The organism is Streptomyces sp. NPDC101194 (genome assembly GCF_044767885.1).
GTDB lineage: Bacteria > Actinomycetota > Actinomycetes > Streptomycetales > Streptomycetaceae > Streptomyces.
In genome coordinates, this window is the sequence record NZ_JBIWOS010000007.1 from 312,411 (window position 1) to 334,414 (window position 22,004).

General features: G+C 72.0%; 20 protein-coding genes and 5 tRNA genes. 15 read left to right on the forward strand and 10 right to left on the reverse strand.

Annotated features, from left to right (window positions below; translation table 11 throughout):
- Positions 1–139: 139 nt before the first annotated feature.
- On the reverse strand, positions 140–811 hold the full coding sequence (locus ACIRP2_RS26115; RefSeq protein ID WP_266917157.1) for a 1-acyl-sn-glycerol-3-phosphate acyltransferase: 672 nt from the start codon (positions 809–811) through the stop codon (positions 140–142).
- Between the two features lie 233 nt (positions 812–1,044).
- Here ACIRP2_RS26115 and ACIRP2_RS26120 point away from each other — a divergent pair, with 233 nt between their 5' ends.
- The 3 genes from ACIRP2_RS26120 (at position 1,045) to ACIRP2_RS26130 (ending at position 3,433) form a co-directional block, all read left to right on the forward strand.
- On the forward strand, positions 1,045–2,235 hold the full coding sequence (locus tag ACIRP2_RS26120) for a glycerophosphodiester phosphodiesterase (RefSeq protein ID WP_404254229.1): 1,191 nt from the start codon (positions 1,045–1,047) through the stop codon (positions 2,233–2,235).
- 94 nt (positions 2,236–2,329) lie between these two features.
- On the forward strand, positions 2,330–2,893 hold the full coding sequence (locus ACIRP2_RS26125) for a sigma-70 family RNA polymerase sigma factor (RefSeq protein WP_404254231.1): 564 nt from the start codon (positions 2,330–2,332) through the stop codon (positions 2,891–2,893).
- A 36-nt stretch (positions 2,894–2,929) separates the two neighbouring features.
- Positions 2,930–3,433 carry a GNAT family N-acetyltransferase gene (locus tag ACIRP2_RS26130; RefSeq protein WP_404254233.1) on the forward strand — a complete coding sequence of 168 codons (504 nt, stop codon included), beginning with the start codon at positions 2,930–2,932 and terminating at the stop codon, positions 3,431–3,433.
- An 85-nt stretch (positions 3,434–3,518) separates the two neighbouring features.
- Here the strand turns inward: ACIRP2_RS26130 and ACIRP2_RS26135 are convergent, their stop codons facing one another.
- Positions 3,519–3,956: a hypothetical protein gene (locus ACIRP2_RS26135; protein ID WP_404254235.1), complete on the reverse strand. Its 438-nt coding sequence runs from the start codon at positions 3,954–3,956 to the stop codon at positions 3,519–3,521.
- A gap of 2 nt (positions 3,957–3,958) precedes the next feature.
- The gene (locus ACIRP2_RS26140) at positions 3,959–4,318 is read right to left on the reverse strand and encodes a hypothetical protein (RefSeq protein ID WP_404254237.1); all 360 of its coding nucleotides are present in this window, start codon (positions 4,316–4,318) and stop codon (positions 3,959–3,961) included.
- A gap of 147 nt (positions 4,319–4,465) precedes the next feature.
- Here ACIRP2_RS26140 and ACIRP2_RS26145 point away from each other — a divergent pair, with 147 nt between their 5' ends.
- From ACIRP2_RS26145 to ACIRP2_RS26185, 9 genes are all read left to right on the forward strand, one after another.
- Positions 4,466–5,113: an HAD family hydrolase gene (locus tag ACIRP2_RS26145; RefSeq protein WP_404254239.1), complete on the forward strand. Its 648-nt coding sequence runs from the start codon at positions 4,466–4,468 to the stop codon at positions 5,111–5,113.
- A 387-nt stretch (positions 5,114–5,500) separates the two neighbouring features.
- Positions 5,501–6,562, forward strand: a complete 1,062-nt coding sequence (locus ACIRP2_RS26150; RefSeq protein ID WP_404254241.1) for a methionine ABC transporter ATP-binding protein — start codon at positions 5,501–5,503, stop codon at positions 6,560–6,562.
- Complete coding sequence (locus ACIRP2_RS26155; RefSeq protein WP_404254243.1) at positions 6,559–7,230, forward strand: methionine ABC transporter permease; 672 nt, start codon at positions 6,559–6,561, stop codon at positions 7,228–7,230. Before ACIRP2_RS26150 ends, ACIRP2_RS26155 begins: the two co-directional genes overlap by 4 nt.
- Before the next feature lie 69 nt (positions 7,231–7,299).
- Complete coding sequence (locus ACIRP2_RS26160; RefSeq protein WP_404254245.1) at positions 7,300–8,163, forward strand: MetQ/NlpA family ABC transporter substrate-binding protein; 864 nt, start codon at positions 7,300–7,302, stop codon at positions 8,161–8,163.
- 101 nt (positions 8,164–8,264) lie between these two features.
- A complete protein-coding gene (locus ACIRP2_RS26165; protein WP_376218134.1) occupies positions 8,265–8,942 on the forward strand; it encodes a GNAT family N-acetyltransferase in 678 nt (225 codons plus the stop codon).
- A 96-nt stretch (positions 8,943–9,038) separates the two neighbouring features.
- The gene (cbiE, locus tag ACIRP2_RS26170; RefSeq protein WP_404254247.1) at positions 9,039–10,277 is read left to right on the forward strand and encodes a precorrin-6y C5,15-methyltransferase (decarboxylating) subunit CbiE; all 1,239 of its coding nucleotides are present in this window, start codon (positions 9,039–9,041) and stop codon (positions 10,275–10,277) included.
- A gap of 333 nt (positions 10,278–10,610) precedes the next feature.
- Positions 10,611–14,132 (forward strand): nicotinate-nucleotide--dimethylbenzimidazole phosphoribosyltransferase, encoded by a 3,522-nt coding sequence (gene cobT / locus ACIRP2_RS26175; protein ID WP_404254249.1) that lies wholly within the window; start codon positions 10,611–10,613, stop codon positions 14,130–14,132.
- 237 nt (positions 14,133–14,369) lie between these two features.
- Entirely contained in the window at positions 14,370–15,632 is a 1,263-nt protein-coding gene (gene cobA / locus ACIRP2_RS26180) for a uroporphyrinogen-III C-methyltransferase (RefSeq protein ID WP_404254251.1), read from the forward strand.
- 99 nt (positions 15,633–15,731) lie between these two features.
- Entirely contained in the window at positions 15,732–16,550 is an 819-nt protein-coding gene (locus ACIRP2_RS26185; protein WP_351074268.1) for an RNA methyltransferase, read from the forward strand.
- Positions 16,551–16,566: 16 nt separating this feature from the next.
- Here the strand turns inward: ACIRP2_RS26185 and ACIRP2_RS26190 are convergent, their stop codons facing one another.
- Complete coding sequence (locus ACIRP2_RS26190) at positions 16,567–17,934, reverse strand: protein kinase (protein ID WP_404254254.1); 1,368 nt, start codon at positions 17,932–17,934, stop codon at positions 16,567–16,569.
- Between the two features lie 301 nt (positions 17,935–18,235).
- Positions 18,236–18,763 carry a hypothetical protein gene (locus ACIRP2_RS26195; protein WP_404254256.1) on the reverse strand — a complete coding sequence of 176 codons (528 nt, stop codon included), beginning with the start codon at positions 18,761–18,763 and terminating at the stop codon, positions 18,236–18,238.
- A 711-nt stretch (positions 18,764–19,474) separates the two neighbouring features.
- Between ACIRP2_RS26195 and ACIRP2_RS26200 the strand changes: the two genes are divergently transcribed.
- The 3 genes from ACIRP2_RS26200 (at position 19,475) to ACIRP2_RS26210 (ending at position 21,406) form a co-directional block, all read left to right on the forward strand.
- A complete protein-coding gene (locus ACIRP2_RS26200; RefSeq protein WP_404254258.1) occupies positions 19,475–19,684 on the forward strand; it encodes a hypothetical protein in 210 nt (69 codons plus the stop codon).
- 364 nt (positions 19,685–20,048) lie between these two features.
- Positions 20,049–21,065 carry a phosphotransferase family protein gene (locus tag ACIRP2_RS26205; protein ID WP_404254260.1) on the forward strand — a complete coding sequence of 339 codons (1,017 nt, stop codon included), beginning with the start codon at positions 20,049–20,051 and terminating at the stop codon, positions 21,063–21,065.
- Positions 21,066–21,133: 68 nt separating this feature from the next.
- On the forward strand, positions 21,134–21,406 hold the full coding sequence (locus tag ACIRP2_RS26210; protein WP_361444074.1) for a zf-TFIIB domain-containing protein: 273 nt from the start codon (positions 21,134–21,136) through the stop codon (positions 21,404–21,406).
- A gap of 142 nt (positions 21,407–21,548) precedes the next feature.
- Here ACIRP2_RS26210 and ACIRP2_RS26215 read toward each other — a convergent pair.
- The 5 genes from ACIRP2_RS26215 to ACIRP2_RS26235 form a co-directional block, all read right to left on the reverse strand.
- Positions 21,549–21,623: transfer RNA gene (locus ACIRP2_RS26215), tRNA-Val, on the reverse strand.
- A 23-nt stretch (positions 21,624–21,646) separates the two neighbouring features.
- Positions 21,647–21,718: transfer RNA gene (locus tag ACIRP2_RS26220), tRNA-Val, on the reverse strand.
- A gap of 19 nt (positions 21,719–21,737) precedes the next feature.
- Positions 21,738–21,809: transfer RNA gene (locus tag ACIRP2_RS26225), tRNA-Val, on the reverse strand.
- Position 21,810: 1 nt separating this feature from the next.
- Positions 21,811–21,884: transfer RNA gene (locus ACIRP2_RS26230), tRNA-Cys, on the reverse strand.
- A gap of 37 nt (positions 21,885–21,921) precedes the next feature.
- Positions 21,922–21,994: transfer RNA gene (locus ACIRP2_RS26235), tRNA-Gly, on the reverse strand.
- Positions 21,995–22,004 lie beyond the last annotated feature (10 nt).

Genomic DNA, 22,004 nt, shown 5'->3' on the forward strand with positions numbered 1-22,004 from the left:
GGGGTCGCGGGCTGTAACGTGGTGGGCGGCACCGACCCGGTCGGACCCCGGTCCCGTGCCGGCGCGGTGGGCCGGGGCCGGGGCCCCACCCTCCGCGGGGGGGGCGGGCCCCGTCCGCATGCCCTGCTCCCGCGTCAGCTCACGCGGCCTTGGCCTTCGTCGCATACATGTCGACGTACTCCTGACCCGACAGCCGCATCACCTCGGCCATCACGGAGTCGGTCACCGCCCGCAGCACATAGCGGTCGCGGTCCATGCCCTCGTAGCGGGAGAACTCCATCGGCTCACCGAAACGGACCGTCACCTTGCCGGGACGGGGCAGACCGGCACCACCGGGCTGCAGCTTGTCCGTGCCGATCATCGCGAACGGCACCACCGGCGCACCCGTCATCAGCGTCAGTCGGGCGATCCCCGTGCGGCCCCGGTAGAGCCGGCCGTCGGGGGAGCGGGTGCCCTCCGGGTAGATGGCGAACGCCTTGCCCTCCTCCAGCACCCGACGGCCCGTCATCAGTGCCGCGACACCGCCGCGACCGCCGTCCCGGTCCACCGGGATCATGCCGCAGCCCGTGAAGAACCAGGCCATCGCCCGGCCCTTGAGCCCCTTGCCCGTCACGTACTCGTCCTTGCCGATGTAGTAGACCGGCCGGTCGCAGCAGATGGGCATGATCATCGAGTCGATGAACGTCAGATGGTTGCCCGCGAGGATCACCGGACCGTCGCCGGGGATGTTCTCCACGCCCTCCACCTGGGGGCGGAACATCAGGCGCAAGATCGGTCCGAGCACTGCCTTGATGAGTGCGTGTCGGGACAACGGTTCCTCCGGTGTAGTGGCCGGGCCGGCCGGGCGCGGGATCATGACGGTCCATGCAGGTGAGGACGATACTCGCGGGATCTCGCTGTTCGCACATCGGGTTCATCGATCGGATACGCAGTGTTGACGTGTGTTTCCGCCAAGTTCGTCCAGGAGCTGCTCCCACGACGGTACGACTCCCTACGCTCGGGCCTCGCCCGACAGGTGCGAGACATCACACGTGAGGAGCATTCATGACTGAGCGCGCGCAGGCAGGCCCCGGCCGCAGAACCCTGCTGGGGGCGGGGGCCGCCGTACTGGGCTCCGCCGCCCTCGGACTGGCCGGCGGCCCGGCCGACGCCGCGGACGGCACCGTCCGGAACCCCTCCGAACGGTCGGGCGGCAACGGCGGCGGACACGGCTTCCGACTCGACCTGCCGGTGCCCACCGTCATCGGACACCGCGGCACCAGCGGTTATCGGCCCGAACACACCCTCGGGTCCTACCAGCTGGCCCTCGACATGGGCGCGCACATCGTCGAGCAGGACCTGGTGCCCACCAAGGACGGCCACCTCGTCTGCCGTCACGAGAACGACATCACGGCCACCACCGATGTCTCCGCCCACCCCGAGTTCGCCGGCCGCAGGACCACGAAGAAGGTCGACGGAGTCTCCCTCACCGGATGGTTCACCGAGGACTTCACCCTCGCCGAACTGAAGACGCTGCGCGCCACGGAGCGCATCCCCGGCACCCGTCAGAAGAACACGCTCTACGACGGCCGCTGGGAGGTCCCCACGTTCGAGGAGGTGCTGCGCTGGGCCGACCGCGAGGGCCGCAGGCGCGGGAAGCCGGTCTGGCTGTACGTCGAGACCAAGCACCCCACCTACTTCCGGGGACTCGGCCTCGGGCTCGAAGAGCCCCTCGCCAAGCTGCTGCGCCGCTACAACCGCCACCGCAAGCAGTCGCCGCTCATCCTTCAGTCCTTCGAGCCCGGCAGCATCCAGCGGCTGGCCGGACTCGTCGCCACCCCGCGCGTCGTGCTGCTCTCCGGCGCGGGCGAGCGCCCCTGGGACTTCGTGACGTCCGGCGATCCGCGTACCGTCGCCGACCTGGTGAAGCCCGAGGGCCTGAAGTGGATGGCGTCCTTCGCCCAGGGGATCGGGCCCACCCTGGACCTGATCATTCCCAAGGATGCCTCGGGGCGGCTCACCTCGCCGACCACCCTGGTGAGGGACGCGCACGCACAGGGCCTGGTGCTGCACCCGTACACCATGCGCAACGAGAACGCCTTCCTGCCCGCCGACTTCCGGCGCGGCACGGACCCCACCGCGTACGGTGACGCCTTCGGTGCGTTCCGGACGTACTTCGACACCGGCATCGACGGGATCTTCTCCGACAACCCGGACACCGCCCTTCTCGCCGCGGCGGACTTCGCCGCGGAGTGAGACCGGCGTCAGCACCCGGCCGGGGCGTGCCCCGGTCGGGTGGTGGCCGCCCGGGACGGCAACCGGCCGTCGGCGCGGGCGCGTCGGCCGGGGCATGACCCTTCTCGATCTCGCCCCCGCGGACCCCGCCGCCTCCGCGACCATCGTCCGTACCCTGTATCCGCTGGTGAGCGCCGAGGCCACGGCCGAGGCGGCCGCCTCGGCGACGGGCGCGGCGATCGAACCCGCCGATCTCGAACAGGCCGTCTGGCTGCGGCTGCTGGAGCGGCTCGCCCGGGGCGGGCCGCCGGTGGACACGGCACGCTGGGTACGGAACGCCGTACGGGCGGAGGCCCGCCGGGCCCGCCGTACCGCCCGGCACGAACGCCCCTACCGTGACGAGACATCCGCCGATCCGGCCGGCTGCCCCGAGCGGATCGCCGTCGGCGCCGACGAACGCCGGGCGCTTCGTGCCGCGGTGGACCGGCTGCCCGGACGGTGCGCCCGGCTGCTGTCGGCGATGCTCGCCCCCGGTGATCCCACGTACCGGGAAATCGCAGGGACGTTGGGTATGTCACAGGGCAGCTTGGGCCCGATCCGTTCCCGATGCCTTGGATGTCTGCGCAGAATGCTCGCGGCGGAGGTTGTCGCTCCTGAACCACGGGGAAAGGAGCGTTAGACAACCGGTGGATCAGGTGGGTGGAGGCATGCGCAGATGGGCATGAGCGTGATCATCTCGGCGGCGACGGCACAGGACGCCGAAGAGGTCTTGAAACTTCAGTACCTCTGCTTCCAGAGCGAGGCCGAGCTGTACGGGAACTACCGCATCGACCCGCTGGTCCAGAGCCTCGATTCGCTGCGCGCCGAGATCGCCACGCAACTGGTGTTCGTGGCGCGGCTGGGCGACGAAGTGGTCGGTTCGGTCCGTGGCTCCACCGATCAGGACGGCACCGGGCAGATCGGCAGGCTCTGCGTCCACCCGCGGCTCCAGGGCCACGGTCTCGGTGCCCGACTGCTGCGGGCCGCCGAGTCGGGGCTCGCCGACGAGCGGGCGGCCACCCGCTTCCGGCTGCAGACCGGGCATCGCAGCGAGAGCAATCTGCGGCTCTACCGGCGGGCGGGTTATGCCCAGGTGGGCAACGAGACCGGCCGGGACGGCGTCCGGATGATCCTGCTGGAGAAGGACGCGGCGGCACCCGACTACGTGGCCAGCGCGTGAAACGGGCCCGTCCGGCGAACACGGGCGCGGTCGAGGGTCGGCCCCGGCCGGCGGTCGACCTCACCGAAGGCCCGTCGGGCGGGAGTCACGCCTTCCTCGCGCTGCGCAGCCACATCATCCCGGTGATCGGCAGGATCACCGGGATGAACAGGTAGCCCATGCCGAAGTCGGACCAGACGGTGGCGTCCGCGAACGCCGACGGCTCCACCATCGTCCAGGTCCCCACGACCAGCACGCCCAGGAGCTCGGCGGCGCAGCACACCAGCGCCGACCTGCGCGCCTTCTCACCGCCGCGCACCAGCGAGTACGTGATGAATCCGTACACGAGAGCGGCGACGGCCGACAGCACGTAGGCGAGCGGCGCCCTGCCGAAGTCCAGGATCATCTGGACGATCGAGCGGGAGGCCGCGGCGACGGTGAACACCCCGTAGAACCAGACCAGTACCCGGCCGGGGCCGGTCCCGAGGTCGAAGGGCCGCTTCTCGCCGGTGGCCGCCGCGGCGGCGCGATCGGTGTCGGTCACGGTCAGTTTCCCCAGATGTCGTAGAGCCGTACTTCGAGGACGGCCAGCACGACCGCACCCGCCGCCACCGTCACCGAACCCCATCGGGTCCGCTCGGTGAGCGACAGGAAACCGGCCGCGGGCACGGCGAGGAAGGCCCCGATCAGATACGCGATGAAGATCGTCATGCCCTGGTCGGGCCGCGCGCCCCCGGACAGCCGCACGATGCCCACCACCAGCTGGGCCAGCGCCAGCAGCGACACCACGGCCATTCCGATGAAGTGCCAGTCCTTGGTCGGTTGGTCCCGGTACGCGGCGAATCCGCACCACGCGGCGAGGGCGAGCGCGGTCACGGCGACCGCGACCGTCAGGGCGTCAAGCATGAGGCGAGGGTATTACGGACCAAAGCGCCCTCTGCGTGCGCCCCCGTCCCCGGGGGACACGGAGCGCGAGCGGGGCTCCGGTGCCGTGACCGGAAGGGGGCACCGGCCCGGCAGGCATCTCGGGCCGCACCAGTAGTGTCGGTGCACATGAAGATCCACGCCCAGGCCCTGCTGTTCGACAACGACGGAACGCTGCTCTCCTCGATCGAGTCGGTGTACCGCTGCTGGACCCGATGGGCCCAGGAGTACGGGATCACGGCAAAGGACTTCGAGGGTGTCGAACTGCACGGCCGGACGGCGGGCGAGATCCTCGCCGAACTGCTCCCGGCGGAGCGGGTCGAGGAGGCTCTGGCGCGTATCGAACAGCTGGAGGTCGAGGACGCCCCCGGCGGAGTCGTGATCCTGCCCGGTACCAAGGAGTTGCTCGGTGCGCTGCCGGCGCACCGCTGGGCCGTCGTCACCTCCGCCACCCGGTCGCTCGGCCGGGCACGGCTGCGCGAAGTGGGCATCGACTTCCCCCTGATGATCGCTGCCGAGGACGTCACCCGGGGCAAGCCGGATCCCGAGCCCTACCGGCTGGCCGCCGAGCGCATCGGTGTCGATCCGGCCCGCTGCGTGGTCTTCGAGGACGCCCCGGCCGGACTGCGGGCCGGACGGGCGGCGGGCATGAGGACCGTGGCCTTGGCCACAACACACGACCGCTCCGAACTGGTCGCGGATGTGGTCGTCGATGACCTCTCCGCCATATCGGTGCAGGTCACAGCCCAGGGAGTGGAAATCGCGACGATCGGCTGAGCCGGCTCGCAGCACCATCCACGGCTGTCCGCTATTCGGACAGCCGGATCGGGCGGAACGTTACGTCTGTTTTACTTGGCCCATGACCACGACGAGCAGCCGCACCCTTGCGACCGAGGCGATCACGACGCCCGGTGCTCGTTGTATGTGTCGAATGCGCACCTTCTGAGGGCCCCCGCCCGATCCTCGCGCCCCGAAGCGAGACCGAGCCGTCCGCACCCCGCGGAACGAGCCTGCCCGAGCGCCGCTGCCCGGCCACATGCCGCGCCCAGCCGTGTCGGGATACCGCTCGGAACGTCCGATCGAAACGTCCAGAGCGGTCTCATCGGCCGAATGCCCCGTGCCCGGCGGACACCGCGCCGCGCACTCGACAGTGACGGAAACCCTGTGATCACCACTACGGGCCTCACGAAGGTCTACCAGTCGCACGGCCGTGAGGTCACCGCCCTCGACGGCGTCGACCTGCATGTCCGCGAGGGCGAGGTGTACGGCGTCATCGGACAGAGCGGCGCCGGAAAATCCTCCCTCATCCGCTGCGTCAACCTCCTGGAACGTCCCACCTCGGGCACCGTGACCGTGGCCGGCCGGGACCTCACCGCCCTCGCCGGGCGGGGCCGCCGGGCCGGCAAGGAGCTGCGCGAGGCGCGCAGCCGCATCGGCATGGTCTTCCAGCACTTCAACCTGCTGGACTCCCGCAGTGTCCAGCACAACATCGAACTCCCGCTGGAGATCCTCGGCGTCTCCGGCAGGGACCGGGCCCGCAAGGCCCTCGAACTCCTCGACCTGGTCGGACTCGCCGACAAGGCCAAGTCCTACCCGGGCCAGCTCTCCGGTGGTCAGAAGCAGCGCGTCGGCATCGCCCGCGCCCTGGCCGGAGACCCCAAGGTGCTGCTCTCCGACGAGGCGACCTCCGCCCTCGACCCCGAGACCACCCGTTCCATCCTCCAACTGCTGCGCGACCTCAACCAGCAGCTCGGCCTGACCGTCCTGCTCATCACGCACGAGATGGACGTCGTCAAGACGATCTGCGACTCCGCCGCGTTGATGCGGAAGGGGCGCGTCGTCGAGTCGGGCACCGTCGGCGAACTGCTCGCCACCCCGGGCTCCGAACTGGCCCACGAGCTGTTCCCCGTCGGCGGCACGCCCTCCGCCCCCGACCGCACGGTCGTCGACGTCACCTTCCACGGCGAGGCCGCCACCCAGCCGGTGATCTCGCAGCTCTCCCGCACGTACAACATCGACATCTCGATCCTGGGCGCCGCGATGGACACCGTCGGCGGCAAGCAGATCGGCCGGATGCGCATCGAACTGCCCGGCCGTTTCGAGGAGAACGTCGTCCCCATCGGCTTCCTGCGCGAGCAGGGCCTGCAGGCCGAGGTCGTGGAGCACGACGCCGCAGGCATCCCCGTACAGACCCCCGTCCCGCTCACCAAGGAGGTGGCGAAGTGACCTGGTCCGACATGCAGCCGCTGCTCACCCAGGGGACCATCGACACCCTCTACATGGTGCTCTGGTCCGCAGTCGTCACCGTCCTCGTGGGGCTGCCGCTCGGTGTTCTGCTGGTCCTCACCGACAAGGGCGGACTGCTCCAGAACGCCCCGGTGAACAAGGTCATCGGCGTGATCGTGAACGTCGGCCGCTCGCTGCCGTTCATCATCCTGCTGATCGCCCTCATCCCCTTCACCACCTGGGTCGTCGGCACCTTCATCGGTCCCACGGCGATGATCGTGCCGCTTGCGGTCGGCGCCGTCCCGTTCTTCGCGCGGCTCGTCGAGACCGCCGTCCGCGAGGTGGACCACGGACTCGTCGAGGCCGTCCAGTCGATGGGCGGATCCATCCCGACGATCGTCCGCAAGGTACTGCTGCCGCAGGCGCTGCCCTCCCTCGTCTCCGGCGTCACCACGACCGTCATCGTGCTCATCGGCTACTCCGCGATGGCCGGTGCGGTCGGCGGCGAAGGGCTGGGCTCCAAGGCCGTCACCTACGGGTACCAGCGCTTCGACAACCGGTTCATGCTCGTCACCGTCGTGCTGCTGATCGTCATCGTGACCGTGATCCAGCTGATCGGCGACGCAGCCGTACGGCTGTTGGCCCGTCGCGGCCGCGCCACCACCTGAGACCTTCGCTCCGCCCAAGCCCGCACTCCTTGTCCGGGCGCACCATCACCACCGAAAGAGGCACTTTTCGTGCGTAAGAACATCAAGATCACCGCTGCTGCCGCCGCCACCGCCGCCCTCGCCTTCGGCCTCACCGCCTGCGGCACGTCGTCCGACCCGGCCTCCAAGAGCGACACCGGCGCCAAGGCCGACACCTCCAAGGCGCTCGTCGTCGCGGCGTCCCCGACGCCGCACGCCGACATCCTGAACTTCGTCCGGAAGAACCTGGCGGCGAAGGCGGGCCTCAAGCTGGAGATCAAGGAGTTCACGGACTACGTGCTGCCGAACACGGCCACCGAGACCGGCCAGGTCGACGCCAACTTCTTCCAGCACCAGCCCTACCTCGACGACTTCAACAAGAAGAACAACACCCACCTCGTCTCCGTCGGCACGGTCCACCTGGAGCCCCTCGGCCTCTACTCCAAGAAGCTCAAGGCCGTCGGCGACATCAAGCCCGGCCAGACCATCGCGGTGCCCAACGACACCACCAACGAGGGCCGCGCCCTCCAGCTGCTCGCCGAGAAGGGGCTGATCACCCTCAAGGCCGGTGTCGGCACCGACGCCAAGCTCAGCGACATCACCGACAAGAAGGGCCTGCAGTTCAAGGAGCTGGAGGCCGCGACCGTGCCCCGCGCCCTGAACGACGTGGACGCCGCCGTCATCAACGGCAACTACGCCATCGAGGCCAAGCTCAAGCCCTCGAAGGACGCCCTGGCGCTGGAGAAGGCCGACGGCAACCCGTACGCCAACATCATCGCCGTGAAGCAGGGCAACGAGAAGGACGCCCGCGTCGAGAAGCTCGTGAAGCTCCTCCACTCCGACGAGGTCAAGAAGTTCATCGAGGACACCTACCAGGGCTCCGTCATCCCGGCCTTCGGTGCCGCCAAGTCCTGACCCCCGCAGGGCACTTGTCCGAGGAGCCCCGCGCACCCCACCAGGGGGCGCGGGGCTCCGCCGTACCGACCCGCCCATGCACGACACGGGCCGCATGTTGCATGCTGTGCCTTTACACGGTCTTCGGCATGGAGCTGCGCATGACTTCCACCTTTCCGGACATCTCCATCAGCACGGATCGGTTGGTGCTGCGCCCCTTCGACATGGCGGACGTTCCCGCGTACATCGAGATGATGAACGACGAACTCGTCACTGCCTGGACCGAGGCCCCTCACCCGTACACCCAGGTCGACGCCGAACGCTGGGTCCGCAGGATCGCTCCCGCCCAGCGCACCACCGGTGACGGCATCGTCTTCGCCGTCACCGAGTTCCTCACCCAGCGGCTCGTCGGCTCGGTCCGGCTGCGCAACACCGACTGGCGCACCCTGGCCACCGAGGCCGCGTACATCACCGCCCCCTGGGCACGCGGAGAGGGGTACGCCACCGAGTCGGTCCTCGCACTGGCCCAGTGGCTCTTCCGCGACCAGGGCTTCGAGCGCATCGAACTGCGCACCGCCGCCGACAACACCGCCTCCCAGCAGGTCGCCCAGAAGCTCGGCTGCATCAGCGAGGGAGTCCTGCGCAACGCCCGCATAGCGCGCACCCAGACGGAGGACGGGGGGTGGACCGACATCAGGACCGACCTGATCGTCTGGGGCCTGCTCCCCGAGGACCTGGAGGGGGTCGCCGAGCAGCTCGCCGACGCGGGCGGCTACGGCGCCTACAACGACTGGAACTGACCTCCCGAGGGGTCCCGGCGCCGTACCGGGTACTCTCACCCTGCCCGCCCCTCACGGGCAGCCCCACCTGCGACACCTCCAGGAGACTGACGACAGATGGCCGATCGGGTCACCGTGATCGGCTGGGACGGCTCGCCACTGACCGGAGCGGCCACGGCCGCCCTCTCGGCCGCCACGCTCGTCGCCGGAGCCGCCCACCACCTCGCGCTCCCCGAGATCCCGGCGCACGCCGAGCGGATCCGCCTGGGTTCCATCGACCTCGCCGCCCGGCGGATCGCCGTACACCGCGGCAGCGCCGTGGTCCTCGCCGACGGAGACCCCGGCTTCTTCGGCGTCGTACGCAACCTCCGCGCACCCGAGCACGGCCTCGAGGTCGAGGTGGTGCCCGCCGTGTCCTCCGTCGCCACCGCCTTCGCCCGCGCCGGAATGCCCTGGGAGGACGCCCAGGTCGTCGTCGCCCACCCCCGCACCCTGCGCCGCGCCGTCAATGTCTGCCGCGCCCACCACAAGGTCGCCGTCCTCACCTCGCCCGGCGCCGGCCCCGCCGAACTCGCCCTGCTCCTCGAAGGCGTCCACCGGACCTTCGTCGTCTGCGAGGAACTCGGCACCGCGCGCGAGCAGGTCAGCGTCGTCACCTCCGACAAGGCCGCCGACCACGTCTGGCGCGACCCGAACGTGGTCGTCGTCATCGGCGGCGGTCCCGAACCGCAGGCCACCGGCGCCTGGATCGCCGGCCGCCATCCCGCCTACCCCCGCGGCGTACGTGGCTGGGCGCTGCCCTCCCCGGCCTACCCGGGCGGCGCCACGGACGCCGCGGACGAGAGCGGCGAGGGCGAGTCCCCGGGACTGCGCGCCGCCCAACTGGCGCGCCTGGGTCCCCGTGTCGGCGACCTCGTGTGGGACATCGGCTCCGGCAGCGGGGCCCTGGCAGTGGAGGCCGCCCGCTTCGGGGCGGCGGTCCTGGCGGTGGACAGCGATCCGGCGGCGTGCGCCCGGACCGCTGCGTCGGCCCGTGCCTTCGGGGTCCAGCTCCAGGTCGTCGAGGGCCGGGCGCCGCATGTGCTGGAGCGGCTGCCGGAGCCCGACGTCGTGCGGATCGGGGGCGGGGGAGTCCCCGTCGTCACCGCCGTCACCGAACGCCGGCCGGAGCGGATCGTGACCCATGCGTCGACACGCGACGAGGCCGAGGCCCTCGGCGCGGCACTTTCCGGGAACGGATACACCGTCCGGTGCTCGCTCCTCCAGTCCGTCGAACTCGACACGGCCGCATGGTCGGAGCGTGAACGGTCGGTCGTCTTCCTGCTCTCCGCGCACCGTTCCGACCTCGCCCCGTGACCCGGTCGGAGTACAGCGCGAGGTAGGCTGGCCGATCGTTGCACCGCGGCTGGGCGTTCGTCGCTTCGTTCGTCAATGTCCGGAAAAGGGGACCGTTTTGGCCCCCGTTGTGGTACGGCAGAACCGGGGGACGCGCGACGTGGCGCAGTCCACAACGGGCCGTGGCGAAATGAGCTGCCGCGGCGGCGAACGGCCGCGAGAATGCAGTACGTCCGCGACCGTTTCGTGCCGCGCGGCGCGCCCGCTCGTTCTTGTTGACGAGCGCCGGCGTGCCGTGGTCGGGCGTCCCGGGCGAAGGGCCGAAGGAGCACTGACGATGGGCGAGGGGTACGCATGACTGACACCGGCCAGATCCCGGGTGAGGGACTGCCGGAGAACGCAGGCATGGTGGAGCAGCCGGGCATCGCCGCCCCGGATGCCTACACCTACCTCGCTCCCTCCGAGCACGTGTCCGACGACGACGACGTTCTGCTGATGCCGAGCCCCCAGGGTGCCTGGAGCGACCCGCAGACGGTACCGGCCCCCGGCCAGTACCCCGAGGGCGCTCCCGCCCAGGCGCCGCTCCCTGAACAGGGTGCCCACCATGCCCGGCACCCGGCACAGGTTGCCCACTTCCAGTCGGTCGGCGAGACTTCCGCGCAGCCCCGGGGACCCGTGCAGGTTCAGGTCCAGGAACCGGTTCAGGCACAGGCCGCGGACGCGTACGCCGCCCAGCAGGCGGTGGCTGGGCCCCTGCCCGGGACAGGCCAGGGAACACACGAGTCCGGCGGCCGCGACTCCGGTTCGGTCGACCTGAGGGGCGTACGCATCCCGTCGCCCACCCCGGCTCCCGCCCAGGCGGCGCAGACCCAGGCCCCGGCGCGTCGACCGTTGCACCGCGGCCCGGTCGCGGCCGACGGCGGTCCGTCCTACGGCGGCGCGCCGACCGGCGGTGTCGTCCGTTCGCTCGCCGACCGGGGACCCGCGGGCGCGCCGCAGGCGCAGGCCCAGCCCCAGGTCCCCGCGCGGCATGCAGGCCCGGCCACGACCGGACCCGAGTACTTCGGGACGCCGGGCGAAGAGGCGGCCGTGCTGCCCGGCCCGCAGCTCGGTGAGATCCTGCCGCAGGGCGGGAGCCCCTGGGGGGCCCCGGCACCGGAGCCGGTCGTCGCCCCGGCCGAGGTGGAACCGGCCGCCCCGGAACCGGCCGCCGAGGAACCGTCCGTCGAGGAACCGGTCGCCCCGGAACCGGCCGTCGAACCGGCCCCCGTGGCGCAGCCCGTTCAGGCCGCCCCGGCCGTGGCGCCGGAGGCCGTGAGGGTTCCGTCGGCGGCCGATGAGGCAGCGCCCGTCGTGACGCACCCGGCCGAGAGCCCCGCCGATGTTCCGGCAGGGGATTCCGCCGGAGCGGAGGCCGTTGCTTCCGCCGAGGTCGTGGCACCGGCACTCGTCGAGGCGCCCGTGGAAGCCGTGGCAGCGATGGTGGCCGAGGCGCCGACCGAGGCCGAGGCAGTGACCGGGACGCCCGTCGAAGCCGCAGCCGCCGCGCCGACGGACGACGCGTCGCACGAGGTCGCGCAAGCCGCCCCCGCCGACCGGTCCGAGCCCGTGGAGGGTTCGGTGCCGCCGGCCCCGCACCCGGCCGGGACGCCCGCCGTGGAGCAGGCCGTGGAAGCAGAGCCCGAGCCCGAGCGCGTGCCGATCGTCATGGAGCCCGTCGCGCCCGAGGCCGTCGCACCTGAGGCCGTCGAACCCCTTCAGCCCGTCGCGCCCGAGGCCGCTCCTGTCGAGGCCGTCGCGCCCGAGGCCGTCGCGCCCGTCCCGCCCGTCGCACCCGAGGCCGTCGCGCCCGTCGAGGCCGTCGCACCCGCCGGAGCCTCCCAGCCGATTCCCGTCCCCGCCGCCGTCGCTGTTCCCGTCGCGGAGGCCGAGCTTCCGGCGGTCGCCGAGCCGGAGGCCGAAGCCGGCCCCGAGGTCATCGAGACCCCGGACGTCACGGCCGCCGTCGGCGACGTGGAGTCCGCACAGGCCGCCCGAGCGGACTCCGTGCAGCCCGAGGCACACCACCCCGAGCCCCGGCCCGGGGCCGAGGAAGCGGAGGCCCCCGAGGCGGCCGGGTCCGAGGAGACCACGGCCCCCGCCCAGCCGCCCGCCCCCGGCTACGACGACGCCGAGCGCGAGGCGGTGCTGCGGGTCATGCGCGAGCGCCGCGACATCCGCAACGGCTTCCGCAGCGACCCGATCCCGCACGAGGTTCTGCTCCGCGTCCTCGAAGCCGCCCACACGGCACCCAGCGTCGGCCACTCCCAGCCCTGGGACTTCGTCGTCATCCGCTCGGCCGAGACCCGCCGTTCCATGCACGAACTGGCCCAGCGTCAACGCGACGCCTACGCCAAGTCGCTGCCCAAGGGCCGGGCCAAGCAGTTCAAGGAACTGAAGATCGAGGCCATCCTCGACACCCCGGTCAACATCGTCGTCACCGCCGACCCCACCCGCGGCGGCCGCCACACCCTCGGTCGGCACACCCAGCCGCAGATGGCCCCGTACTCCTCGGCGCTCGCCGTCGAGAACCTCTGGCTCGCCGCCCGCGCGGAAGGACTCGGCGTCGGCTGGGTCAGCTTCTTCGACGAGCGCGAGATGGTCCGCGCCCTCGGCCTGCCCGAGCACCTCGAAGTCGTCGCGTACCTGTGTGTCGGCTACGTCGACGAATTCCCCGAGGAGCCCGAACTGATGCAGGCGGGATGGTCCAAGCGCCGTCCGCTGTCCTGGGTCGTCCACGAGGAGACGTACGGCCGCCGCGCCCTGCCCGGGGAGGAGCCGCACGACCTGCTGCAGGAGACCATCTCCAACATCCGGCCGCTGGACGCCAAGGCACTCGGTGAGGCGTGGGAGCGCCAGAAGCGGATGACCAAGCCCGCCGGCGCACTCGGCATGCTGGAGATCATCTCCGCGCAGTTGTCGGGTCTGTCCCGGCTGTGCCCGCCGCCGATCCCGGAGCCCGCGGCCGTCGCGATCTTCGCGGGCGACCACGGCGTGCACGCCCAGGGCGTCACCGCCTGGCCGCAGGAGGTCACCGGCCAGATGGTCGCCAACTTCCTCGGTGGCGGCGCGGTCTGCAACGCGTTCGCGGCCCAGGTGGGCGCCGAGGTGTGTGTGGTGGACGTCGGCGTGGCCATGGAACTGCCCGCGACGCCCGGCCTGCTTCCCCGCAAGGTGCGCGCCGGGACGGCCGACTTCACGACCGGTCCGGCCCTCACCCGCGAAGAGGTCCTCGCGGCCGTCGAGGTCGGGATCGAGACCGCCCGCGATCTGGTCGCGGCCGGCAACAAGGGCCTGCTCACGGGTGAGATGGGCATCGCCAACACCACCGCGTCGGCCGCGCTGATCTGCGTGTACACGGGCCTGGACCCGGCCGAGGTGACCGGTCGCGGTACCGGGATCAACGACGAGATGCACGCCCGCAAGGTCGATGTGGTCCGCCGGGCCCTCGAACTGCACCAGCCCGACCCGGCCGATCCGATCGGGGTTCTGGCAGCGGTCGGCGGCCTCGAACACGCGGCGATGGCCGGCTTCCTGCTGGGCGGTGCCTCGCTCCGCACCCCCGTCATCCTCGACGGTGTGAGCGCGGGCGCCGCGGCCCTGGTCGCGCGGGCCATCGCCCCCGAGGCCCTCGCCGCCTGCATCGCGGGCCACCGCAGCGCCGAGCCCGGCCATGTCGCCGCGCTCAACAAGCTGGGCCTGCGCCCGCTGGTCGACCTCGATCTCCGGCTCGGCGAAGGCACGGGAGCGCTGCTGGCCCTGCCGATCGTGCAGAGCGCGGCGCGGGCGATGCACGAGGTGGCGACGTTCGACTCGGCGGGCGTCACGGAGAAGTAGCGGGGGCGCGAACAGGCTCCGACGGCGTTCGGGACGCGGGGTACGGCCGAGGTCCCGGTCGGGGCGGTGACGGGCGGGGCAACAGGCCCGCCACCGTCCCTCCCTGCCCGGCCACACGCCGCCACCACCTCCGCACGCCACCCCGTATCGTGGACCCAGCCCCACGAACCCGCACGTCACAGCCGCTCCACCGCCGCAGCGGCCCGCACCCCGCACCTCACGAGGAGCCGCACCGCCATGGCCGAGCACGCAGATCACGTCGATCACCCTGCGTACCCCGTCGGACTGCGTCTCAGCGGCCGCCGAGTCGTCGTGGTCGGCGGCGGCCAGGTCGCCCAGCGCCGCCTCCCGGCGCTCATCGCGGCGGGCGCCGACGTCGTCCTCGTATCACCGACCGCGACCCCGTCCGTGGAGGCGATGGCCGACGCCGGCGAGATCCGCTGGGAACGCCGTCCGTACGCCGAAGGCGACCTGGCCGACACCTGGTACGCACTCGTCGCGTCCGACGACACCGCGGCGAACGACGCCGCGTCCGCCGAGGCGGAGCGCACCCGCACCTGGTGCGTCCGCAGCGACAACGCCGACGCCGCCACCGCCCTCACCCCGGCCACCGGCCGCAGTGAGGGCATGACCGTCGCCGTCCTCACCACCGACACCCATGGCCGCGACCCACGTCACAGCGCCGCCGTCCGCGACGCCATCGTCGAGGGCCTGCGCGACGGGACCCTCGCCGCACCCCACCACCGCACCCGGACCCCCGGGGTCGCCCTGGTCGGCGGTGGGCCCGGTGACCCCGACCTGATCACGGTCCGCGGGCGACGCCTCCTCGCCGAGGCCGACGTCGTCATCGCCGACCGCCTCGGCCCGCGCGACCTGCTCGACGAACTCCCGCCGCACGTCGAGGTGATCGACGCGGCGAAGATCCCGTACGGCCGCTACATGGCCCAGGAGGCGATCAATCAGGCGCTCATCGAGCACGCCAAGGCGGGCAAGGCCGTCGTGCGGCTCAAGGGCGGCGACCCGTTCGTCTTCGGCCGCGGCATGGAGGAGGCCCAGGCGCTCGCCGCGGAGGGCATCGCCTGCACCGTCGTCCCCGGCATCTCCAGCTCGATCTCCGTGCCGGGCGCGGCCGGAATCCCCGTCACCCACCGCGGTGTGGCGCATGAGTTCACCGTGGTGAGCGGCCACGTGGCCCCCGACGACGACCGCTCGCTGGTCGACTGGCCCTCCCTCGCCAAGCTGCGCGGCACCCTCGTGCTCCTGATGGCCGTCGACAAGATCGGTGCCATCGCCCGTACCCTCATCGCCCACGGCAAGGCCCCCGGCACCCCGGTCGCCCTGGTCCAGGAGGGCACCACGGCGGCCCAGCGCAGGGTCGACGCCACGCTCGCGACCGTCGCCGAACGGGCCGCGGCCGAAGACGTGCGCCCCCCGGCCGTCATCGTCGTCGGCGACGTCGTCGCGGTCGGCGCGAGCGCCGCGGCGGTGCCCGCCGAATAGCCGGTACGAGCGCTTTCCCCACCCCGACGAGTAACCAGCGGTAACAGATCTTCCTCCCAGCCGTTGGCACCACACACCGGACAAGGCAGTATCAAACCCGTGGCTGATCTCATCACCGTCGACGATCCCGACGACCCCCGCCTGAGCGACTACACCGGACTGACCGACGTCGAGCTGCGACGCAGGCGTGAGCCCGCCGAGGGCCTCTTCATCGCCGAGGGCGAGAAGGTGATCAGACGCGCCAGGCACGCCGGTTACGAGATGCGGTCGATGCTGCTCTCGGCGAAGTGGATCGATCTGATGCGCGACGTCATCGACGAGGTCCCGGCCCCGGTGTACGCGGTCAGCCCCGAACTCGCCGAACGCGTCACCGGCTACCACGTCCACCGCGGTGCCCTCGCCTCGATGCAGCGCAAGCCGCTGCCGACCGCCGACGAACTGCTGGCGACGACCCGCCGGGTGGTCGTCATGGAGGCCGTCAACGACCACACCAACATCGGGGCGATCTTCCGTAGCGCCGCCGCCCTCGGCATGGACGCCGTGCTGCTCTCCCCGGACTGCGCGGACCCGCTCTACCGGCGCTCCGTGAAGGTCTCGATGGGCGCGGTCTTCTCCGTCCCCTACGCCCGTCTCGACACCTGGCCCAAGGCTCTGGAGACGGTACGGGAGGCGGGCTTCGAGCTTCTGGCGCTGACCCCGGACGAAAAGGCCAGCAGCATCGACGAAGCCGCACCGCACCGGATGGACAAGGTGGCGCTGATGCTCGGCGCCGAGGGCGACGGGCTCTCCACGCAGGCCCTGGTCGCCGCCGACGAATGGGTCCGCATCCCGATGGCGCACGGCGTCGACTCGCTGAACGTCGGGGCGGCCGCCGCGGTCGCGTTCTACGCCGTGGCGTCGGGCCGCCCGCAGAGCTGACCGCGGAGCGGGCCGGCTACTGCACCCGCAGGCTCCGCGTCGTCCCGCTCCGGTCCTGCGTCTGGTCCTGCGCCTGTGACCGGGGCTGCTCCATGGGCTGCGTCCGGCCCGTGCCCAGACCGCGGGCCGGACCCTGGCAGCCCTGCGCCGCCGCGATACCCAGCGCCACCAGCAGCGTCACCACGACGAAGACGACGAGCCGCTGCCGCAGCAGCCGCGGATTCGCCGGACGACGCCCCGCCGAGGTCTTGCGGGCCCCGGGCCGCGTTCCCGGTCGGCCGTTCGTCCCGCTCGTCTGCGGGCGCCTGCCGGACCTCGTGGTGCTGCGCGGGGGCTGGTGGGTGTGATGCGGCGCGGGGCGTGAACCACCGGTACGGGGCGACCCCGCCCGCGACGACGTGGCCTGCCGCCCGCTCTGCGGTTGCTTCTGCTTCTGCTGACGGGGTGCCGGGGGAGCCGTGCGACGGGTGTGTTCCTCGGTGTACGGGCCGTCGAGACGGCCGGTCGGCCGGTCCAGCTCCTGCGCCGAACGCTGGACGGGCGGGCGCCTCTCGTGCAGTCCCTGCGCCTCCCTCGCCGCGATCTCCTTGAGCCGCATGGAGAGTTGAAGCGTGCTCGGCCGCTCCTCGGGGTCCTTCGCCAGGCAGGCGCTCACCAGCGGCGCGAGCGCGTCGTGCACGTCGTACAACTGCGGTTCCTCGTGCACCACGCGGTAGAGCATCACCTCGGAACTGCCGTGCCCGAAAGGTGAGTCGGCCATCGCCGCGTAGGCCAGCGTGGCACCGAGCGAGAACACGTCCGTCGCGGGTGTCACCGCCGCGCCGCGCACCTGCTCGGGAGCGAGGAATCCGGGCGAACCCACCGCCGTACCGACATGGGTGAGCGTCGAGGCGCCGGTGGCCCAGGCGATACCGAAGTCGATGATCCGGGGGCCCTTGGGGGAGAGGAGGATGTTCGACGGCTTGAGGTCGCGGTGGACGACACCGGCCTCGTGCACCGCGACCAGGCCCTCGGAGAGCGCCGCCCCGATCGAGGCCACCTCGGCCGCCGACAGCGGGCCCTCCTCGGCCACCTTGTCGTGCAACGACGGTCCCGGGACGTACTGCGTGGCGAACCACGGGCGGTCCGCCTCCAGGTCCGCGGCCACCAGACGTGCCGTGCAGCCGCCGCGGATCCGCCGCGCGGCGGACACCTCGCGCGCGAACCGCGAGCGGAACTCCTGGTCCTCCGCCAGATCCGGCCGGATCACCTTCAGAGCCACCCGCTGGCCCCGCCGGTCGGAACCGAGATAGACGACACCCATGCCGCCCGCCCCGAGCCGCCGGTGCAGCCTGAACGAGCCGACGACACGCGGGTCCTCGCGCCGGAGCCGCATCATCGCCATGTCTGCCCATCCCCGCTGCCTGGTACGCCTGACGAGGCACAGCTTACGTACCCGGCGCCCGGGGCGCTCAGAGGCCGCGCCCTCGCCCGCCGACCGATTGTCGCTGCGCTGCCCGGTCCATGACGGGGAGTCGGGGCGGACGCTTCCCCGAGACGCCGTGGCAGCCGGTCCCAAAGCGGTTGCGGCGGCAGGAGGTTGGTCGCTCGCGGGCGCCCGGCCCGGCGGACACGCGACCTCGCCGGCCGCGGCTGCGCAGCCGCGGCCGGGGGCGGGGAGGCGGGGCGCGGGCGAGTGAGTGAAGTCACGGCGGCCCGCGGCTCCGCGGGAACGCGACCGCGATCGACCGGTCGGTGTACGGAGTGTCCGTGCCCGGGGCCACCTTCGGGCCGTAGTCGCCGGGCCCGGACAGGACCGAGGAGTCCACGGTCAGCTCGACGGTCACCGAGCGCCCCGGGGCCGGACCGATGCGGCCGCGGTTCTCCGGGAGCCAGGTCACGTCGTCACCCTTGCGCCGGTCGTAGCCGGGGAGGATCGCCGACATCGTGCCGCCGCGGACCCGGCCCGGCTGACCGAGACCGCCGATCCGGTACGTCCCGCGGCCACGGCCCGACGCGCAGGAGGTGAACCTCGCGTCGGGCGGCGACGTCCAGACGTGCGTCACCGGAGCGAACTCCAGGACCTTCCTGTCCGGGCTGTCCGATTCCCGTCCGCCGACGAGCTGAAGCCGGTCGTTCGCCCCGGTGGCGGTCGGGCCGCAGACCGGGGCCGGCCTGCAGGCAGCCCCGGTCCAGGCGTCCGCGGTGGGGCCGAAGCGGCAGACGGACTTCACGACGCCCACTCCGGACTCGTAGCCCCCGGCGCAGACGATCCGCGTCGTCAGACCGGCGTGTCCGCCGACCGTTGGCGCTGTCCGGCACACTCAGGGGCGCGAGCCGGACCCCGGCATGGCCCACGACGGTGGCCGGCCGGGACGAGAGTCGCAGGAGCAGCGACCTCGGTGGCACATCCTCGGGCCGGTAGGTCGGGACCAGGCCGACGGTGCGAGGCTGCCCGGACGTCAGGAGGAGCAGGAAGTCCTGGGTGGCGTCCCGACGAGCGCGGCGGTCACCCGGTCCGATTTTTGGACCACGACCGACCAGACAGGGAGCGCTGACATCAGAAATCGGGTGAATGTCGTCCGTTGCGACCTGCCGCCTCATGCGTCCGCCCACCTGATCCCCGATCATCCGGCCGCAGTCTCTGGTCAGCGCATTCTCACGCGACGCGCCCCTCGGGGTGCCAGAGGCCGAATACATCGGAGGTTGCCTGGGGGAGGCGTAGGCCGCCCCCTCCGGGAAGACCCCGGTACGAGGCGGTCGATCTCCACCCAGGGGAGTACATCGGCTACCCACGGCTCATCCTCCGGGAGGCCCGGCAATCGGTACGCGGGCATGACGTCGTACGTCTCCCGCTTCCCTAATGTTGAGGTCAAGCGGCGGGCGCAGCACTCGTCCCCCGAGGTCACACGCCCGCCGCCCCACATCGAGTCAGGAGAGGAACCATGGCGGACACGGCAACGCGGACCATGATCCGCACGCGGGGACACAGGTTCCAGGCGTTGTTCGGCAACCGCCCGTCGTCCGGCACGCGGCACCCGCTGGTGGCGACGGCGATGGTTCTTCCTCTGGCGGCCCTGCTCGTAGTCGTCTTCGGCGGCTGGGACGCAGTGGTCACACAGGCGTCGTCCGTGGGCGTGATGCTGGGGCGCTGAGCGGCGCCCCGGGTCCGGAAGAGCGGTCCGGACCGGGACATCCGGCCAACAACCCCGTGGGGACGGGGGTGCGGCGGACGGCAGCGTTTGTCCGGTCAGCTGGGGAGCTGACCGGACATCGCGCTGTCCGGGGCACTTCACGGCGACTCGACGTCCCCGCCACCCATGGATCTCACGCCGCCCAGGGGTTCCGTGACGCCCGCACCGTCCGTGCCGCCCAGGGGGCTCGGCGGTGTCCACGGCCTTCGCTCCGTCCCGTTCGCTCGTCGGCGGCCCCGTCGCGGATCGAGCCGCCCGTACTCTCGTGGAGGCCCGACACGGAAGCCGGGCCGCCGTCCGCACCTGTTCGCCACCGGGGGAGACCGTGACCACCGCAGTCGTACGAGCGCTCGGCGCCCTCGCCCACCGGGCCGCCCACGGGCGCCCCGGGCATCCTTGCGCCTGCCCGTCCCCGGCGGTGCTCGCCGACCGCGCGGACGGCACCGTGGTCCGCAGCGGAGCCGTCGTCGCCAAGGCCCATGCCCCCGACGCGGACACCGCCGACCTGTCGGCCCGCCTCGCCCTCGCGAACGATCCGCTCCTCGCCGGCATCCTGCTCGCCCCGCTGCCGTCCTCCGCCCCACCGGCCGGTCCGGTGGGGCCGCCCGCCGCACCCGCCGGACCACCGGAGCCCCCCACCGCCCTCCACGGCCGCGCCGTCACTCTGTGGCCCCATGGCGAGCCGGTCGACCCCGGCGACCCCGACGTCGCCCCCTGGCAGGAGGCCGCCGCACTGCTGGCCGGGCTGCACCGGACCCCGCCCCCGTCCTCCCTCGCTCTCCCGCCGATGCGGGGCCCCGCCAAGGCCGCGCTCGCCGTCGCCCGTATGCGCGCCGCCCGGCCCGACGACCCGGCTACCGCTCCCGTGCTCGAAGCCTGGCACCGGCTGCCCCCCTGGGCCCGCGGCGAAGCCGACACGCCCGCGCACCGCTCGCGCTTCCTCTGCCACGGCGATTTCCACCTCGGGCAACTCGTCCGCCACCCCGCTCCACGCGGCCCCTGGTTGCTCATCGACGTCGACGACGCCGGCCTCGGCGATCCCGCCTGGGACCTCGCCCGCCCCGCCGCCTGGTACGCGGCCGGGCTGCTGCCCCCCGACGTCTGGCTCCGCTTCCTCGACTCCTACCGGGCGGCGGGCGGGCCCGCCGTGCGCGCCGACGGCGACGTCTGGCCCGAACTGGACGTGCCCGCCCGGGCCCTGACCATTCAGACCGCGGCGCTGGCATTCGCCAAGTCCGCGGCGGAAGGGCGAACTCCGGACGAGGTGGAGCGAACGGTGATCGACGCCTGTGCCCGAATCGCCGCTCTCCCGCCCGAGTTGGCCGCCGAGCACTCGTCGTAGGCTGAACCGACCGTCGACGGGCACGCATTCCGGCGACGGCGAACCGACGGCGAGGAGTGAGCCGAACCATGCAGTGTCCCAAGTGCCACGCGCAGATGCACACGTACAACCGCAACGGCATACAGATCGAACAGTGCAGCGGCTGCCGGGGGATCTTCCTCGACTACGGCGAGCTGGAGACCCTGACGCGCATCGAGGCGCAGTGGACCCAGCAGGCCCCGCCTCCGCCGCCCGCCCCGCAGGCGTACCCGGCCGCCCCGGCTCCGGCCTGGGGTGCCCCGCAGCACCACGGCGGTCACTACCGGCACAAGAGCTTCGGCCACATGCTCTTCTCGTCCTGACCGGTCCGACACCGGTGAAGGCCTGATCGTGGGCCCGGCCGCCCATGGTCCGGGCCCGCGACGCGCTCCGTCGCCCGGCCGCTCACCGATACGGGTCGTGGAACGACGAAGCCCCGGTCGTCGAGACGACCGGGGCTTCTGCTGGTGCGCGATACTGGGATTGAACCAGTGACCTCTTCCGTGTCAGGGAAGCGCTCTCCCGCTGAGCTAATCGCGCAGGGTGAACCTGCGTGTACTGCGTGCGCGATACTGGGATTGAACCAGTGACCTCTTCCGTGTCAGGGAAGCGCTCTCCCGCTGAGCTAATCGCGCGGGGATCCTTGCGGATCAGTGGACGATACTGGGATTGAACCAGTGACCTCTTCCGTGTCAGGGAAGCGCTCTCCCGCTGAGCTAATCGTCCTTGGAGGTGGAGACGGGATTTGAACCCGTGTAGACGGCTTTGCAGGCCGTTGCCTCGCCTCTCGGCCACTCCACCAGGAGTGAGGGCTCGGGAAGATCCCCCACTTTCTGCGAGCGGACGACCAGGTTCGAACTGGCGACCTCAACCTTGGCAAGGTTGCGCTCTACCAACTGAGCTACGTCCGCTTGTCTTTCC